This is a genomic window from Maribacter sp. MMG018 (assembly GCF_018100785.1).
Taxonomy (GTDB): domain Bacteria; phylum Bacteroidota; class Bacteroidia; order Flavobacteriales; family Flavobacteriaceae; genus Maribacter.
In genome coordinates this window covers 520636-537148 of the sequence record NZ_JAGJEC010000002.1, presented here as the reverse complement: position 1 = coordinate 537148, position 16513 = coordinate 520636, and the positions used below count along the sequence as shown (strand labels likewise).

Below are 16513 nucleotides of genomic sequence, written 5' to 3'. Positions count from 1 at the left end.
ATGAAAAAGATACTCTATTTTCTGGGCATGATAGCGATTTTGACCTCTTGTGAAGACGTGGTCGATATAGATACCCCAACCGAACCTCCGAGGCTTTCAGTAGATGCGGTTATAAGACTGGATACAACATTAGCAAGCACCACGGCACGTATCAGAGTAAACCTTAGCAGTTCTTTTTTTGATAACAACGAACCTTTATCCGTAAAGAGCGTATTTATTCAAAATCTGGATTATGCCCCCGAAGACCCCTCTAAATCCAACGTATTGTTCTTTTTTGAAGTTGCTCCGGGCGTTTACGAGGGCACAAAGGAAACTTCTTTTTTTACTACAGGTAAACTATCGCTTCATATAGAATATAACAAAGAAAAGTATTACGCCGAGACCGAGTTTGTACCAACATCGCCCATAAACAAATTGGAACAAGGCAACGAAACTCTTTTTTCTGGCGATGAAACCGAGGTGGTTATTAGTTTTACAGATGATGGTACCCGAGATGATTTCTATATTTTTGACTTTGATTTCAACGAATATCTTGTCTCCGAAGATGAGTTTTACCAAGGTCAGGAATTTGAATTTTCGTATTTCTATGGCGACAGTATAAAACCGGGACAAGAAATTAACATCAGTATAATGGGGGCTGACGAATCTTTTTACAATTACATGAATCAAGTCATCGTACAATCATCAAGCGGCGACCAAGGCCCTTTTCAAACCCCGGCTGCAACGGTAAGGGGAAATATTTTCAATATTACCGGAATAGAGAATCTTGATGATTTACAAAGTATAGAACAAACGGATAACTTTGCCTTGGGATATTTTGCCGTAGTTCAAGAATTTAAACAAACTATTATTATAGAATGAGGACAGATAAGGAAATGATGCTAAAGGGATTAAAAAAATTGGGATTCACTTTAATCCTAATGTTTTCCGCCCCTTTTGTTATTTGGCAAGCTTTTAAAAATGAAGGCCATCCTTTTTATTGGCCCGTATTGATTATTGGTATTATCTTGGCCATTACCGCTGTATATATGGGGTTTAAGGGTATATCTACCATCGTAGACTCTCTCTTTGGACCCAAAAAAGGAAAATCTTGATTATTGGTTCTTTTCTGGACGAACGTTTCTTTTCTTGCGTGGTTTTTTCCACTTGTTGTACAATTCATCATAATTGTAATCTAAAACCGTTTCCTGCCTTTCCAATTTCCCGGATGCAAAGGCCCGTTGCAAGATATCCTCTATTAAATAGTCCTCTTCTACCTGATCGGGATGAAACTCTTCCTTTATGCTAATTTTAAAGAGTTTGGCCGTTGTATTGTACCAAAAGGCCCGCCACCCATTTCGCAACTCTTTTACCAGGTCAAAGGCCGTAGAGCCCGTTTGCCTATAAATTAATTTTACCAATATCTGACCTTCGGTCCTGGTTAGTTTCTTTAACTCTTCAGAAAATTCTTCTTCTATATATTTCTGTACCTTTTTGGTATATTTTTTACGTTTTCTTGTTTTTGTAATCTTTGACAAGCTATCATTAAGCTCTACCAGCCGCTCGGCCGCCAATTTTGCATACGGATAAACTTTATGTGTTTTTCGCCTAAGTATGTAATACCGTAATTTTTCGTCATAGGAAGAAAATTTAAGTTTTCCGAAGACATAGGCCTCTTCTAGTGCAATTGAACTTTGTACCAAAGAATCTCCTGCTATAATTATCATTTTCTCGGATACAGAATCTAAAACCTGCTCCTCTACTTGCCCCATGGTTTTACACATGGCAAGAATTACGATTATTAGAAAACAAGTATTTTTTCCCATACTTAAAATATAAACAAAAGCCTTGCCAAAATTAACGATTATTGGCAGAGCATATTATTAAAAATAGGTGAATATTACTAAGTTTGTAGATAAACAAAACATACATGGCTAAAAAAGATATCATCACAGAAGAATCGCTGGCATTTTTTGAAAAATACCTGAATAATGCCGCTCCTACAGGTTATGAATGGGAAGGGCAAAAATTATGGATGGATTACCTAAAACCATACGTAGACACATTTATAACAGACACTTACGGCACCGCTGTGGGGGTCATAAACCCGGATGCCGAATATAAGGTCGTTATAGAAGGGCATTCCGATGAGATATCATGGTACGTAAACTATATTACTGACAACGGACTGTTATACGTTATTAGAAATGGAGGAAGCGACCACCAGATCGCACCTAGCAAATGGGTAAATATACATACCAAAAAAGGTATCGTAAAAGGTGTTTTTGGTTGGCCGGCCATCCACACTAGAAAAAACGAGAAAGAAGAATCTCCAAAATTGGACAATATTTTTATTGATATAGGCGCCAAAGATAAGGACGAGGTTGAAAAAATGGGGGTACACGTAGGTTGTGTCATCACTTACCCCGACACTTTTCATGTTCTCAACGACAATAAATACGTTTGTAGGGCCATAGATAACCGTGCCGGTGGATTTATGATTGCCGAGGTTGCAAGATTACTGCACGAGAATAAAAAGAAATTGCCTTTCGGACTTTATATTACCAACTCGGTACAAGAAGAAATTGGCTTACGGGGCGCCGAAATGATCACACAAACCATTAAGCCGAATGTGGCCATCGTTACCGATGTTTGTCATGACACTACGACCCCTATGATAGAGAAAAAAACACAGGGACATACAGAAATGGGTGCCGGACCGGTTATTTCTTATGCGCCCGCCGTACAAAACAAATTAAGGGAGCGTATTATAGAGACCGCAGAGGCCAAAAACATTCCTTTTCAACGTATGGCCGCTTCTAGAATGACGGGGACCGATACAGATGCTTTCGCCTACAGCAATGGCGGTGTTGCCTCTGCATTGATTTCCTTACCATTACGTTATATGCATACTACAGTAGAGACCGTTCATAAAGATGACGTAGAAAATGTAATCAGATTAATTTATGAAACGTTGCTGAATATAAAAGAAGGCGAAACTTTTAGCTATTTTGATTAAATAACAAAAAGGAAAACTAAATTGATATAAGGGCGAAGTCGAAATAAGAATTATTTTATCGGCTTCGCCCTCTTTTTTAAACACCCATTTTAAGCAGTGTCTTTATCATGGACGAACTTGTAGATATTTTATCGGAGGCCGGAGAACCGACAGGTATAACCGCCATGAAAACAGAAGCACACCGTAAAGGATTGTTTCATGCTACCGTTCACATCTGGTTCTACACGGATAATAAAGAAATTCTTATACAACAAAGAGGAAAGAACAAAGATACCTATCCCCTACTTTGGGATGTTTCCGTAGCCGGACATGTAGGCGCAGGTGAAAGCGTCGAAATATCGGCAATACGGGAAATTTTAGAAGAAATAGGACTAAATGTTCATCCGCATCAATTGGAAAAAATAGGAACCTTCAAATCAATACAGAAACATTCTGAAACCTTAATTGATGCCGAATTTCACCATACTTTTATATCTTCTTTAAAAACACCTTTTCACAAACTTAAAAAACAAGAAAGCGAGGTAGAGAACCTAGCCCTTATCCCTTTGGCTCAATTTGAAAAAGAGCTCTTACTAGCCGATTTTTCAAAGAAATATGTTCCTCATGACCTTGGTTACTATCGGGCGGTATTGGCCGCCATAGACCAGCGTTTATAGGGTAGCTACAAATTCTTGCGCATTATCAATGGAATAGGTCTGTTGCGTTCCGCTCTCCATATTCTTCACAACAAAAGAACCATCTATCAATTCTTGTTCGCCCAATAGTATTACATAAGGTACATTTCTACTATTGGCGTATTTAAACTGTTTGTTCAGTTTTGCAGCAGATGGATACAAATCGGCCTTTATACCAGCATTTCTAAGCACGGTAGTCAATTTAAGTGCTGCCAGTCCTTCCATATTGCCAAAATTAAGGCACAGAACATCCAACGACCTGTCTATGGCCTTTGGAAAAAGGGACAACTCTTCTAACACCAAGTAAATACGGTCGAGTCCGAACGAAATACCTACACCGCTAACATCTTTCAGTCCAAAAATACCGGTTAGGTCATCGTATCTTCCTCCACCACCAATAGACCCCATGGATACACCTTTTGGAGCAGACACTTCAAAAATAGCACCGGTATAGTAATTTAATCCCCTGGCCAATGTAACATCAATGGCAAGGTTACAAGATTGAAGTCCTAAACTTGCCACTGCCTCTACAATAAAGCACAACTCGTCCACACCTTTGGTACCTTCTTCCGAATCTTTTAATAGTTCGCCCAGCATTTGTAACTGATCTACATTACTACCACTTAAGTTAAATAGCGGTGAGGCCTTTTCTATTGCCGTTTCGGAAATTCCTTTAGAGAGCATTTCCTTTTTAACACCCTCTTCCCCTATTTTATCCAATTTATCAAGGGCTACGGTAAAATCGACCAGTAAATCTTTTGCCCCGATAACCTCTGCTATACCTGCCAATATTTTTCGGTTGTTCAATTTTATAGTGGCGCCTTTCAGTTTTAAATCGGTAAATACGGCATCATACAATTGAACCAATTCTATTTCTTGAAGAAGCGAATTTGACCCAACCACATCGGCATCGCATTGATAAAACTCCCTAAATCTTCCCTTTTGAGGCCTATCTGCCCTCCATACCGGCTGTATTTGATAGCGTTTAAACGGAAAATTCAACTCATTTTGATGCATGACGACGTACCGGGCAAAAGGAACCGTTAAATCGTACCTTAATGCCTTCTCCGATATCTTTGGAGTAATCTTAGTGCTGTTTTTAGAGCTATATAGCTCCTCATCTACTTTTTTCAGGTAATCCCCGGAGTTCAATATCTTAAATATCAAGCGGTCTCCTTCATCACCATACTTCCCCATTAAAGTCTCCGAGTTTTCAAAAGAAGGAGTTTCAATAGGTTGAAAACCGAAAATTTGAAAATGTTTTTTTACTACGTCGAAAATGTAATTTCGTTTTGCGACTTCTGATGGTGTAAAATCTCGGGTTCCCTTTGGTATAGATGGTTTTTGTGCCATTAAATAAGTTCTTTTAAGCTAAATTAAGGATTGTATCGACGGGCAAATATCGTTTTATCCGATCACTTTATCAAACCACTGGTACAATTCTCCTTTGGTAATTACGGCCCCTTGTCGAATCAATTCGAACTTGTCTTGATTAGGATCTTCCGTATAGGCCTTGGAAGCGGTCATATAATCCACAAAATCGGATTGCCAATTTCTTTTAAACCAATCAAAACCAACCTTTGTGGTTAAATCTATCTCGGGGTTCATGACTTTTACGGCAATAAGTTTCATCTCTTTATCCGTTAAATGAAATAAATGCATTTGCTCCTTTGAGATGTTTTCCAAATATTTCACTTTCGTCAATACACCCTCCCAGACCAAGTCGCTAAAGATATCCAACTCTTCTTCAGCTACTTCCGGTTTATTGGCCTTAATATCGTCCCATTCACTTTTGGTAATGGATTGTGTTGCCAAAAAATTTATGAATTCTTGGTGAAGTTCCTCTAGCTGTTCTTTTGTAAGTCTTGTATATTTCATGAAAAGCAAAAACAAATAAGCCTTTCAGTTTCCTGAAAGGCTTATACATTATTATTTACTCAAATTATTTTTTTTCTGCGACTACTTCAAAAGCAAAGTCAACAATTACCTCTCTATGAAGTCTGATCTGAGCATTGTAAGGTCCTGTCCTTTTAACGGCACCACCTTGAATACTGATAAACTTCTTTTCTATAGTATGACCTTCTTTGCCAAGTGCCTCGGCCAAGTCATTATTGGTAACAGATCCAAACAATTTGTCTCCAGCACCTGTTTTAGCGGCAATTTTTAATTCCAATGCTTTTAATGCATCTGCAATTTTGGTTGCTGCCTCAACAACTTTCTTCTCTTTATGTGCTCTTTGCTTTAGGTTTTCTGCCAAAACTTTTTTAGCAGAAGGAGTTGCCATTGCTGCCAAACCTTTTGGTATAAGGTAATTTCTACCGTAACCGTTCTTTACATTGACCAAATCGTCTTTAAAACCTAAATTCTCTACGTCTTGCTTTAATATAAGCTCCATGATTCTTTTCTTTTATTTTAATAAATCACCAACATATGGCATTAACGCCAAATGACGAGCTCTCTTTACCGCTTGGGCTACTTTTCTTTGGTACTTCAAAGAAGTTCCTGTAAGTCTTCTTGGTAATAACTTACCTTGCTCGTTCACCAATTTCATCAAAAAGTCCGCATCTTTGTAATCAACATATTTGATTCCGGATTTTTTAAACCTACAATACTTCTTTTTGGTATTGGTCTCAATGTTCAACGGGGTAAGATATCTTATCTCCCCATCCTTTTTACCTTTTGCTTGTTGTTGTAATGTCGACATAATACTTAAGCTTTAGCGGTTTTGTTTCTTGTTCTTCTTTTTTCTGCCCACGCAATGGCATGTTTGTCCAATTTAACGGTCAAAAACCTCATAACGCGTTCATCTCTCCTAAACTCTTGCTCGTAAGGCATTACAACCTCGCCTGCACTAGTAAATTCGAACAAGTGGTAAAAGCCACTCTTTTTGTTTTGGATGGGATACGCCAATTTCTTTAGGCCCCAATTTTCTTTGGCTACCATTTTGGCTCCATTGTTAATTAAGAAATCTTCAAATTTCTTAACTGTTTCCTCTATCTGAACATCAGATAGAACGGGATTCAAAATGAAAACAGTTTCGTAATGGTTCATAATTATATTTTATTTTAAGGAGTGCAAAAATAGATATTATTTTAAAATAATTATAAGAAAAGGGAAATTTATTCGTTATACCTAGGAGAATATAATAAAATTGAACGAACCAAATCTTAAATAATCCAATGGTCATCGCCATTTACACAGGTATTAAAGCATTGTTTACATCTTTTGTTGCAGTTGAACGTGTTTTTTCGGTTATTTGTCGATGATTTAACCCCACAAATCAGCCCTTATGAAATTAAGAAGTATTATCGTTGACGATTCGTCTATGCAGAGGATGGCCGTCGCAAAGTTGGTAAACAACCACCCCAACTTGGCCATGGTAGCGGAGTACAGTAATGCTATCGAAGCTAAAAACGGTATCAAAAACAATGAAATCGATTTGATTTTTCTTGATGTTGAGATGCCTATTATTACAGGATTCGACCTACTGGAGTCCCTAGAAAACAGTCCTCAAGTAATTTTGATTACCGGTAAACCGGATTACGCATTAAAAGCATTTGATTACGACGTAACCGACTATTTGCACAAGCCGATCACTATGGCCCGTTTTGACGCCTCTGTAAAAAGAGCTGTTGCCAAATACGAGCAAATGAACAGGGTCGTTGAAGATGAAGAGCACATTTTTGTTAAGAGCAACCTAAAGAAAAGAAAGGTTATATTGAACGATATTAAATGGATAGAAGCCTTGGGCGATTATATAAAATTGGTCACCGACGAAGCCAATATCGTAATTTTATCAACAATGAAATCTTTTGAAAAACAGTTGCCACAAGATAAGTTCTTAAGAATACACAAGTCTTATATCGTTAACTTGGAAAAGGTAGAAAAATTCAATAGTAAAAATGTTGAGGTTAGCGGTAGATCCATTCCGTTAAGTCGAAACAAGAAAACTGAATTGGCCGAGGCCCTTAGTAACGTTTAACAATATATATGATATTATTTTACTTATTATAGAAAAAACCGCCAATTGGCGGTTTTTTTATTTTATATATGATCCACATTATATATAACACGAACACTTCTGTACGTAGATATGGCATTAAACGACTTTTCTATTCTTTTTATATTCCGTTTACTGCGCGTCAAAGAATCATTTTTTGAAATCTTGATCAAGATATGTTTTAGATATTGGTTTCTTATACGGGAAACAGGTGGATACTCAGGCCCTAGAACAGTTCCTCCAAAATTGTTCTTTAAGGCTCCGGCAAACCAATCGGCCGCCTCATTGAGAACATTGTAATTTTTATGTTTAAAGGTTATTTTGATTACCCTGTTTATAGGAGGGTACTTGTATTGTTCCCTTTCGTAGAGCTGCTCTTTATACATTTCCCCATAATCCCCGGTTGTTACCTGTTTTAATATTTGATGGTACGGATTGTAACTCTGTATGATCACCTTGCCCCTCTTTTTGGTTCTGCCCGCCCTACCCGAAACTTGGGTCAACAATTGAAAAGCTTTCTCATGGGCCCTATAGTCCGGAAAATTTAAAAGTGTATCTGCCTGCATAACACCTACCAGACTTACATTTCTAAAATCTAGCCCTTTGGTAAGCATTTGTGTCCCAATTAATATATCTAGCTCTTGCTGTTCAAAAGATGTTATGATTTTTTCATAGGCATGCTTGCCCCTAGTGGTATCCAAATCCATTCTGCCAACCTTGACCTCCGGAAACAGTTTTAACACCTCTTCCTCTATTTGCTGTGTACCAAAACCTTTGGTATCCAGTTCTGAACTTCCACAAGCATGGCAACTTTCTGGCAACGCAGCATGGTAACCACAGTAATGACAGCGTATTTGCTTTCTATATTGGTGATACGTTAAACTTACATCACAATTTGGGCATTGTGGTGTATGTCCGCAAGTCATACATTCTAAAACGGGGGCATATCCCCTTCTATTTTGAAATAAAATAACTTGTTCCCCTACATCTAAAGCTTCTTGGATCTCTTCCATCAACCGTTCAGAAAAGTGACCTTTCATCCTTCTTTTACGATGCGCTTCCTTAATATCAACCAACTCTATGTCGGGCATCAACACATTACCAAAACGCCTGTTTATCTCGGCATATCCATATTTACCTGTTTGGGCATTATAATAACTTTCAATACTAGGTGTAGCAGAGCCCAAAAGAACATTGGCCCCATGAAAATTAGCCAAGACTATAGCGGCATCCCGGGCATGATACCTTGGTGCCGGATCAAACTGTTTAAAGGATGACTCGTGTTCTTCATCTACAATTAACAGCCCTAAATTTTTAAAAGGAAGAAATAAAGACGACCTCGCCCCTATTACTATCTGGGCCTTTGGCTCTTGGTTCAGAACATTGTTCCAAACCTCTACCCTTTCATGTACATTATATTTAGAATGATATACGGCTATTTTTTCTCCAAAATATTCTTGTAACCTTGAAATAAGCTGGGTAGTCAATGCGATCTCCGGCAATAGATAGAGCACTTGTTTTTCTGTTGCCAAACAAGCTTCTATCAGCTTTACATATACTTCTGTTTTTCCAGAAGAAGTAACCCCTTTTAAAAGGGTAACTTTTTTGTCGTTAAAAGACTTTTCTATATCTCCTAAGGCTATTTTTTGATATTCGTTCAGGTCTTTTATAGCCGCATTGTAATTGGAACCGTCATAATTTATCCTATCTGTTCTAATAAAATATTCTTCCAGTATTTCCTTATCCACCAATGCTTTGATCACAGCTTTTGAGCTATTGCTCGCCTTCTCTAGGTCTGCTACCGAAATAGGTTTCTTTGTCTGGCCCAACAGCTGAAACAGGGCAAGCACGACCTGACTCTGTTTTGGCGCCCTTGTCAAAGACGCTAGCAACGTTTCCAATGACTCGTCGGAGCTGTATGCCTCCCCCATTCTTATGTACTTTACCAATTTTGGCCTATACTGCTCAAAAACCTCCTCTTTTAAATGAATTACCTTTTTTTTCAATAATCTATTGAGCACCGGTAGAACATTTTTTCTATCAACGATGACAGCCACTTCCTGTACTTTTAAAACAGATTGATGCTGAAGTGCCTCAAAAACCAAAAATTCGTCATCCTTTAAATCGCTCTCGTTGATATCGGCCTCTGTATTGCGCAACACCAGGGTCTCACTCTCGAGCAAAAAAGCAGAAGGCAGAGCGCTCCTTAGCACTTCGCCCAAAGTACACATATAGTATTCTGCGATCCACTCCCAATGTTGTATCTGTGTCGGGGTAACAATGGGTTCATAATCCAGTATTTGGTCTATTGCCTTGGCTTCATAGGCCTCTGGGGCTTTTTGATGCACACTATGCACCACTCCCGTATATATTTTTGATTTTCCAAAGGGAACCGAAACCCTCATCCCCGGCTTAATCTCCTGTACCTGATCAGATGTAACACTATAGGTAAACAGCCTTTCTAAAGGAATGGGCAATATGACATTTATAAAATGTGACATTATTTTTAATCTTCTACCCGCAACCAGGTTTGAGTACGGTAGATAAACGCTAAATACCCTCTTACCTTTAATTCATTGGGATTGTGGGGGTTTAACCATATTTTACAACGAAAGGTCATTGCTTGTTCGGGGTCAAAAAGCCTTTTCCCCTTCCACTCCCCATCACCATGTTTCTCGGCAGCGGTAATTATCTCCATACCTACTACTGGCTTGTTTTTTAACTCGCCTTCACACTTATGGCAAGTGGCATTTTCTTTGCCCTCTTCCAATATTTTTTCTACAAAACCGTACATGAGCCCATCTTTTTCATAGATATTGATAATCCCTTTTGGGTTGCCAGTACGGTCGTCTATCGTTTTCCATTTACCAAAAATGCTCTGTGCCGATACATAATTCGCAAAGCAAACTAGAAATAGTACAAGTATATATTTTTTATAATCTATCATTCTTTTTTACTGATTCTCCGTAAGGAATTTAATGATGCGTTCAACTCAAAACCAAGTAGCAATATATTGGAATTTAACCATATATAAACCATTAATATCAACAATCCCCCCAAAGCCCCATAAAGTTCATTGTATCTAGCGAATTTTTCAACATAAATACCGAACAAATACGAAGTCAACAAGAACAAGACCGTTGTCATTAAGGAACCAGCTGAAAAGAATCTGGCCTGTTTTCCTTCCCTAGTTCCAAAATAATAAAGAACCGCTGTTGTAAAATAAGATAAAATTATAAAGAAAAGAACTTTGGCTATCCGCACCCCGATAATCTCATCATCTCCTAACACGTAACCACCTTGTTTTGCGGCAAACTCTGTTAAATACCCCAGTACATAAAACTCAAAATACACATACGCGATAAAACCGACGATTATTAAAATTGCCAAAATCAACCCCACCATTAACGCATAAAGATATTGCCGAAAAAAATTACGCCTCAATTCTATATGGTAAGAAGTCTCGAAACCGCCAAAAATTGAGTTTACCCCGTTGGCAACAAGAAATATTGAAAGTAAAAATGCAGATGATAATAATCCTCCTCGTTTTTGATCTTTAATCTGTTGAAAAACTTCTCCGAAGTAATCTCCCGTTGCATTTGGCAGAAACGACTCTAAAAAGAATTGAAACTCGAGTTCAAAATCGGCGTTTTTTATACTTACATAGTCTACCAAATAAGGCACCAAGGTTACCATAAATATCAACAAGGGGAACAACGCCATAAAAAGACTAAAAGATATGGCACTCGCCCTTGAGGACAAGGCCCCTTGAACAATACCACTAATATACATCTCCATCAGATCGTAAATGGACAGACCTTCAAATCCGGGTAGCTTAATCGTTTTTAATACTTTAACGATCTTATTTATAATCGGTATTTTATCTAGCTTCTCTTCTATCTCTGCAGACATTTACACTGCTTTTAAACTTAGATCCATATTATAAACCGAATGGGTAAGGGCGCCCGAAGAAATATAGTTTACACCGCATTCGGCATACTTACGAATAGTTTTCTCATTGATCCCACCAGACGATTCTGTCAAACATTTATCTCCGATCAGCCTTACGGCCTCTCGAGTATCGTCATAATTAAAATTATCTATAAGTATGCGATATACACCGTCGGTTTTTAAAATTTCCTTTATTTCCTCAAGGTTTCTTGCTTCTACAATAATTTTAAGATCTCTTCTCTTTTCTTTCAAATAAGCCTTTGTTTTCTCTATGGCCTTTGTTACCCCACCCGCAAAATCTATATGGTTATCTTTCAGCATTATCATATCATAGAGCGCAAACCTATGGTTTTCCCCACCCCCTATTTTTACGGCCCATTTCTCCAAGGCCCTTATTCCAGGTGTTGTTTTTCTGGTATCCAATATCTTGGTTCCCGTACCTTCCAATAAGCTTACGAAAAAATTTGTTTTTGTGGCTATTGCACTCATTCGCTGCATGGCATTTAAAACCAATCTTTCTGCCTTTAAGATACTTTGGGACCTTCCTTCTACATAAAAAACGATATCGCCGTATTTTACCTTCTCACCATCTTCTATTAAGGTACTTACAACCAAATCTTTATCTACATATTCAAAAACTTTTTTTGCAAATTCTACACCGGCGATAACACCTTCGTCCTTGACCAACAATTTTGCTTTTCCGGTAGCCTCTTTAGGAATACAGGCTAAAGAACTATGATCCCCGTCCCCTACATCTTCCCTAATCGCATTGACTATTATTCCTTCTATCTCTATATTAAATTGTTCTTCTGTAATCATATTTTAAACTTGTTATATGCTAAAATACGAATCCATTTTGGGAAATTGATTTACTTTTGAAATATGACGATTAAACTACTGGCCATAGGCAAAACTGATAGTTCTGAATTACAAAAGCTTATAGACCTTTACGAAAGGCGATTAGGGCATTATATAAAATTCGACATTGAACTCATTCCTGATTTAAAGAAAACAAAAAACCTTTCAGAAGACCAGCAGAAGACAAAAGAGGGAGAACTTATTTTAAAACACCTATCCAATACGGATGTTCTGGTTCTGTTGGACGAAAAAGGAAAACAATATACCTCAATAGAGTTTTCTGCCTATTTGCAAAAGAAGATGAACTCCGGTCTAAAGCAATTGGTATTTTTAATCGGAGGCCCATATGGCTTTAGTCAAGAAGTATACAATAGGGCCGCCGGTAAGATCAGCCTGTCAAAAATGACTTTCTCTCACCAAATGGTACGCTTATTCGTGGTAGAACAGATATACCGTGCCTTCACCATCTTAAGAAACGAGCCTTACCATCATAAATAAGACTAGTACAGCACCCTAAATTTAATGGTGTTCTCTACCTTTTTAAGGGCTTTGATAACATCTTTGTTGTATTCTTTGTCCAAATCGGTAATTACGTACCCTACTTCATTATCGGTAGAAAGATATTGACTTGATATGTTAAGCTCATATTTGGCCAACACCTCATTTATTTTGGCCATGATGCCAGGTACATTTTTGTGTATGTGCAAAAATCTATGAACCTTATTCTGTTTCGGCAACCTGATATTAGGAAAGTTTACCGCATCTACCGTATTACCAGAGTTAATATAATCCATTATTTTATTGGGCACAAAATCGGCAATATCTCTTTGAGCTTCTTCGGTACTACCACCCACATGCGGGGTTAAAATAACATTTGGAAAACCTTGCAGCCTTGTTTTAAATTCACCGTTACTTCTTGGTTCTTCGGGGTATACATCTACTGCCGCCCCACCAATTTTACCACTTTCCAAACCTTCTGCCAAAGCATCAATATCGACCACAAAACCTCTAGAAAGATTGATCAACATAGCCCCTTTCTTCATTTGGTTTATTTCTCTGGCCCCAATAAAGTTCCTGTTGGCCTTGTTATCGTCTACATGAAGTGTAACCACATCGGAAACGTTCAATAGATCCTCTAATGTACCGCACCTTACCGCATTACCGATAGCCAGTTGGTCGTTTACGTCATAGTAGTACACTTTCATACCCATGGCTTCCGCCAATACCGACAATTGCTTACCTATATTACCGTAACCTACAATACCTAAATTCTTACCACGGACCTCACGGGAACCTGCAGCTGTTTTCTGCCACTGTCCGTTATGTATTTCTGAACTCCTGGCGAAAACGCTACGCATTAGCATGATAATTTCGCCTATGGCCAACTCTACGACCGATCTTGTGTTGCTATAAGGAGCATTGAAAACAACAACTCCCTTTTTCTTGGCATAGTCAAGGTCTATTTGCGTAGTTCCGATACAAAACGCACCTACGACCAATAATTTCTCTGCCGCATCCAGTACTTTTTGATTAACCTGTGTCTTAGAACGGATACCCAAAACATGGACGTTTTTGATCTTCTCTATCAATTCCTCTTCCGGAAGACTATGTTTTACCAACTCTACAGAGAAACCATCTTTAGAAAGGTTCTCAAAAGCTGCCGGATGCACATTCTCCAATAAAAGGATCTTAATTCTGTTCTTTGGGTAGGATATATTTCTTGGCAAATCGTTCACAAATAAAAATTCATCTAGGTTAGGCGCAATATGGTCAGCTTTGTCGGTGGCTTTATCTCTATGTACATTTTCTGTATATGCAAAAAACTTATCCGCAATGCCCGCTTCCCTCATTACATAATCACTATAGCCATCACCAATGACCTGAACTTCTCCGTCCAAGTTCATTTGTTTTAGGCATTCTATTTTTCCGTTATGATGAGATAATACATTATGCTCATCAAAACCGATAATGTTTCCGTCACTGTCAAACTTGAATGTATTTGCATACACCCTTTCGGACGGTATATTGTACTCTTCTACAATAGGATCTATAAACTCTTTAAATCCACATGATATTACATAAATATCATCTGAATACTTTTCAAAAAACTCTTTGTTCGAGGCAATCGATTTTGATATTTTGTGCCTAAGCTCGTTCACCAAACCATCTAAATGGTCTTTGTGGGCATTTAACAACTTAATTCTTCGCTCTAACGACTCTGTAAAGGAAATATCACCATCGATACCAAGATTGGTTATATTTTGGATCTCATTAATGATTTCTTCCTTATTGGATTTACCTTCCAATGTCATTTCGGCCAATACATCCAAGGCCTCTACCCTTGTTAACGTACTGTCAAAATCAAACACATACTTTCTGCCTGTTGTAACCATATTTACTTGGGATTTCTGTTTTTGAAAACCAAGGCGTAAAAGTAAAAATTATATTTGTTTGATCTTACTCATAATATGAAATAAAACAAAAAGATCTTAGTTTGATGAAAATTCTAATCAACGTAGCCATACAAAGAGGAAAATAACTTACAAAAATCGAAGAACCTTCTTTGAAAACTCTTTTGTTTTCCATGCTCCGTTATGATCTCCGGGTACCGTAACCTGTCTTCCTCTTTTAAAAACCTTGCTCAATGCCACTGGATCCCCATTGTCCATATCCTTGTCACCAACTACTACCAAAACCTTGGCCTTTACTTGGGCAAGATCTTTTATCGAAGTTACCGGTTGGTATTTCTGTTGTAAGTGAAGGGAACGAAAATCGGCATTTATAGACTTGGCATAGGCAACCGCACCTTGTGTCGTCTCCGTTATATTGCCATTGAACGCCTCGGCGAACATTAAACGCCGATCCCATTCAGGATCGGTAAAATCTATGCCCATACCCCCAAGCACGGCTTTCTTTATTCGTTCGTCTTTTGTTAAAAGCTTGGCCAAAACGATACTTCCCCTAGAATATCCGATGGCATCGTACCGAACTATCTTTAAATGTGACATTAAAAGCTGAAGGTCTTTGACCTCCGCATCGTTTTGATAATATATATCGTCTTGTGGCTTGTCTGACATTCCCGTTCCCCGTAAATCGGGAACGATCACCCGATACCCCTTTTCCAGTAAATCTTTTTCTATTTGGGTGTTTTGCCACGACCGCCCAGAGTTTAAAAACCCATGAACAAGTAATATAGGACTACCAAGCCCCTGATCCGTGTACGCTATATCAACACCGTCAAAAGAAGTGAAATGTTCGGTTTGGGCAGCAACGTTAAGTACAATCCCACATGTTATCAAAAATACCGCAAACCTGTTCATATCGTTGAATTAATTAAAACTAGTATAGAGAATACCGGCCATAATGGCCAAACCAAAGCTTACCAAGGTACCGATCAAAATATATTCCGTAAGCTTTCTACTATTGCTTTCTTTTAGGTCGTTGAACCTAAAAACAGATTTGGCGGTGATTAAAAAACCGATGGCATCCCACCTTCCCATTATGATAAATATCAACACGAACAACCGCTCTATGATCCCTATGTACTTACCCGCGTTCGGCAATGATTTATGGTCGGTACTGATCTGATCGGACATTCCCTCCAAAAGCTTCGCCATTATAATTGCAGAAGGAAAGGTAACAAAAACGACCGCCAATACTAGGCCCCAATCCAAATTATCGAAAAGCGTTATGGTATGCCCATACAGATTGTCGTAAAAACAACAGATATAAAGAACTAGAATGTGGAGTACTTGATCTAAGAAAAAAGGAACACTTTGGTTCTTAAAAAATGAAGCCGCATACAGCTTGCCCATATCTATGAACAAATGGCTTATAGTAATTACAACGGCTATTTTCCAATCGTTTATATTCCATAGAACCAACATATACAGGGCAAAATGCACTAAAACATGAAAATAAAGGTACTTGGACCTTGCCTTGTTGGCTTCTTTATGTATCACCCATTTACTGGGCTGCAACATAAAATCACCTATTAAATGGGCTAACAATAGCTTTATGAATATTTGCATC

The 16513-nt window shown here is 38.2% G+C and carries 19 protein-coding genes; 6 read left to right on the top strand and 13 right to left on the bottom strand.

The window, feature by feature from the left end; all coding sequences use genetic code 11:
* Positions 1-861: a DUF4249 family protein gene (locus J8L85_RS10550; protein ID WP_211017062.1), complete on the top strand. Its 861-nt coding sequence runs from the start codon at positions 1-3 to the stop codon at positions 859-861.
* On the top strand, positions 858-1094 hold the full coding sequence (locus tag J8L85_RS10545) for a DUF6095 family protein (RefSeq protein ID WP_211017060.1): 237 nt from the start codon (positions 858-860) through the stop codon (positions 1092-1094). The genes J8L85_RS10550 and J8L85_RS10545 overlap by 4 nt, the downstream gene beginning before the upstream one ends.
* On the opposite strand, the gene J8L85_RS10540 is transcribed toward J8L85_RS10545, so the two are convergent.
* Entirely contained in the window at positions 1095-1805 is a 711-nt protein-coding gene (locus J8L85_RS10540; RefSeq protein WP_211017058.1) for a DUF4294 domain-containing protein, read from the bottom strand.
* 104 nt (positions 1806-1909) lie between these two features.
* On the opposite strand from J8L85_RS10540, the gene J8L85_RS10535 reads away from it, so the two are divergent.
* Positions 1910-2998, top strand: a complete 1089-nt coding sequence (locus tag J8L85_RS10535) for a M42 family metallopeptidase (RefSeq protein WP_211017056.1) — start codon at positions 1910-1912, stop codon at positions 2996-2998.
* A 107-nt stretch (positions 2999-3105) separates the two neighbouring features.
* Positions 3106-3654, top strand: coding sequence for an NUDIX domain-containing protein (locus J8L85_RS10530; RefSeq protein ID WP_211017054.1), 549 nt, complete (start codon positions 3106-3108; stop codon positions 3652-3654).
* Here J8L85_RS10530 and hisS read toward each other — a convergent pair.
* The 5 genes from hisS to rpsF form a co-directional block, all read right to left on the bottom strand.
* The gene (gene hisS / locus J8L85_RS10525; protein ID WP_211017051.1) at positions 3649-5025 is read right to left on the bottom strand and encodes a histidine--tRNA ligase; all 1377 of its coding nucleotides are present in this window, start codon (positions 5023-5025) and stop codon (positions 3649-3651) included. The two genes, J8L85_RS10530 and hisS, sit on opposite strands and share 6 nt — an antisense overlap.
* A 54-nt stretch (positions 5026-5079) precedes the next feature.
* Positions 5080-5550 (bottom strand): DUF6495 family protein, encoded by a 471-nt coding sequence (locus J8L85_RS10520; RefSeq protein WP_211017049.1) that lies wholly within the window; start codon positions 5548-5550, stop codon positions 5080-5082.
* Positions 5551-5614: 64 nt separating this feature from the next.
* Complete coding sequence (rplI, locus tag J8L85_RS10515) at positions 5615-6067, bottom strand: 50S ribosomal protein L9 (RefSeq protein ID WP_211017048.1); 453 nt, start codon at positions 6065-6067, stop codon at positions 5615-5617.
* 12 nt (positions 6068-6079) lie between these two features.
* Entirely contained in the window at positions 6080-6379 is a 300-nt protein-coding gene (gene rpsR, locus J8L85_RS10510; RefSeq protein ID WP_180272381.1) for a 30S ribosomal protein S18, read from the bottom strand.
* Positions 6380-6381: 2 nt separating this feature from the next.
* The gene (rpsF, locus tag J8L85_RS10505) at positions 6382-6723 is read right to left on the bottom strand and encodes a 30S ribosomal protein S6 (protein WP_211017045.1); all 342 of its coding nucleotides are present in this window, start codon (positions 6721-6723) and stop codon (positions 6382-6384) included.
* 238 nt (positions 6724-6961) lie between these two features.
* On the opposite strand from rpsF, the gene J8L85_RS10500 reads away from it, so the two are divergent.
* Complete coding sequence (locus tag J8L85_RS10500; protein WP_047245119.1) at positions 6962-7654, top strand: LytTR family DNA-binding domain-containing protein; 693 nt, start codon at positions 6962-6964, stop codon at positions 7652-7654.
* A 62-nt stretch (positions 7655-7716) separates the two neighbouring features.
* Here J8L85_RS10500 and priA read toward each other — a convergent pair whose 3' ends face one another.
* The 4 genes from priA to nadC are packed head-to-tail and all read right to left on the bottom strand — an operon-like array spanning position 7717 to position 12442.
* Positions 7717-10173 (bottom strand): primosomal protein N', encoded by a 2457-nt coding sequence (gene priA / locus J8L85_RS10495; RefSeq protein WP_211017044.1) that lies wholly within the window; start codon positions 10171-10173, stop codon positions 7717-7719.
* 5 nt (positions 10174-10178) lie between these two features.
* Positions 10179-10619 (bottom strand): DUF2147 domain-containing protein, encoded by a 441-nt coding sequence (locus J8L85_RS10490; protein WP_211017042.1) that lies wholly within the window; start codon positions 10617-10619, stop codon positions 10179-10181.
* On the bottom strand, positions 10616-11584 hold the full coding sequence (locus J8L85_RS10485) for a YihY/virulence factor BrkB family protein (RefSeq protein WP_211017040.1): 969 nt from the start codon (positions 11582-11584) through the stop codon (positions 10616-10618). Before J8L85_RS10485 ends, J8L85_RS10490 begins: the two co-directional genes overlap by 4 nt.
* Positions 11585-12442, bottom strand: coding sequence for a carboxylating nicotinate-nucleotide diphosphorylase (gene nadC / locus J8L85_RS10480; RefSeq protein WP_211017038.1), 858 nt, complete (start codon positions 12440-12442; stop codon positions 11585-11587).
* Positions 12443-12505: 63 nt separating this feature from the next.
* Here nadC and rlmH point away from each other — a divergent pair, with 63 nt between their 5' ends.
* Positions 12506-12979 (top strand): 23S rRNA (pseudouridine(1915)-N(3))-methyltransferase RlmH, encoded by a 474-nt coding sequence (gene rlmH / locus J8L85_RS10475; protein ID WP_211017037.1) that lies wholly within the window; start codon positions 12506-12508, stop codon positions 12977-12979.
* Between the two features lie 2 nt (positions 12980-12981).
* Here rlmH and serA read toward each other — a convergent pair whose 3' ends face one another.
* From serA to J8L85_RS10460, 3 genes are all read right to left on the bottom strand, one after another.
* Entirely contained in the window at positions 12982-14874 is a 1893-nt protein-coding gene (gene serA, locus J8L85_RS10470; RefSeq protein ID WP_211017036.1) for a phosphoglycerate dehydrogenase, read from the bottom strand.
* Positions 14875-15021: 147 nt separating this feature from the next.
* Positions 15022-15801 (bottom strand): alpha/beta hydrolase, encoded by a 780-nt coding sequence (locus J8L85_RS10465; protein WP_211017035.1) that lies wholly within the window; start codon positions 15799-15801, stop codon positions 15022-15024.
* Positions 15802-15810: 9 nt separating this feature from the next.
* A complete protein-coding gene (locus J8L85_RS10460; RefSeq protein ID WP_211017034.1) occupies positions 15811-16512 on the bottom strand; it encodes a DUF3307 domain-containing protein in 702 nt (233 codons plus the stop codon).
* Between the last annotated feature and the right edge of the window lies 1 nt (position 16513).

What these genes read in the sequence shown, in the direction of transcription:
- J8L85_RS10550 (WP_211017062.1), top strand. Translation starts at nt 1, where the DNA reads ATGAAAAAGATACTCTATTTTCTGGGCATGATAGCGATTTTGACCTCT.
- J8L85_RS10545 (WP_211017060.1), top strand. Translation starts at nt 858, where the DNA reads ATGAGGACAGATAAGGAAATGATGCTAAAGGGATTAAAAAAATTGGGA.
- J8L85_RS10540 (WP_211017058.1), bottom strand. Translation starts at nt 1,805, where the DNA reads ATGGGAAAAAATACTTGTTTTCTAATAATCGTAATTCTTGCCATGTGT.
- J8L85_RS10535 (WP_211017056.1), top strand. Translation starts at nt 1,910, where the DNA reads ATGGCTAAAAAAGATATCATCACAGAAGAATCGCTGGCATTTTTTGAA.
- J8L85_RS10530 (WP_211017054.1), top strand. Translation starts at nt 3,106, where the DNA reads ATGGACGAACTTGTAGATATTTTATCGGAGGCCGGAGAACCGACAGGT.
- hisS (WP_211017051.1), bottom strand. Translation starts at nt 5,025, where the DNA reads ATGGCACAAAAACCATCTATACCAAAGGGAACCCGAGATTTTACACCA.
- J8L85_RS10520 (WP_211017049.1), bottom strand. Translation starts at nt 5,550, where the DNA reads ATGAAATATACAAGACTTACAAAAGAACAGCTAGAGGAACTTCACCAA.
- rplI (WP_211017048.1), bottom strand. Translation starts at nt 6,067, where the DNA reads ATGGAGCTTATATTAAAGCAAGACGTAGAGAATTTAGGTTTTAAAGAC.
- rpsF (WP_211017045.1), bottom strand. Translation starts at nt 6,723, where the DNA reads ATGAACCATTACGAAACTGTTTTCATTTTGAATCCCGTTCTATCTGAT.
- J8L85_RS10500 (WP_047245119.1), top strand. Translation starts at nt 6,962, where the DNA reads ATGAAATTAAGAAGTATTATCGTTGACGATTCGTCTATGCAGAGGATG.
- priA (WP_211017044.1), bottom strand. Translation starts at nt 10,173, where the DNA reads ATGTCACATTTTATAAATGTCATATTGCCCATTCCTTTAGAAAGGCTG.
- J8L85_RS10490 (WP_211017042.1), bottom strand. Translation starts at nt 10,619, where the DNA reads ATGATAGATTATAAAAAATATATACTTGTACTATTTCTAGTTTGCTTT.
- J8L85_RS10485 (WP_211017040.1), bottom strand. Translation starts at nt 11,584, where the DNA reads ATGTCTGCAGAGATAGAAGAGAAGCTAGATAAAATACCGATTATAAAT.
- nadC (WP_211017038.1), bottom strand. Translation starts at nt 12,442, where the DNA reads ATGATTACAGAAGAACAATTTAATATAGAGATAGAAGGAATAATAGTC.
- rlmH (WP_211017037.1), top strand. Translation starts at nt 12,506, where the DNA reads ATGACGATTAAACTACTGGCCATAGGCAAAACTGATAGTTCTGAATTA.
- serA (WP_211017036.1), bottom strand. Translation starts at nt 14,874, where the DNA reads ATGGTTACAACAGGCAGAAAGTATGTGTTTGATTTTGACAGTACGTTA.
- J8L85_RS10465 (WP_211017035.1), bottom strand. Translation starts at nt 15,801, where the DNA reads ATGAACAGGTTTGCGGTATTTTTGATAACATGTGGGATTGTACTTAAC.
- J8L85_RS10460 (WP_211017034.1), bottom strand. Translation starts at nt 16,512, where the DNA reads ATGCAAATATTCATAAAGCTATTGTTAGCCCATTTAATAGGTGATTTT.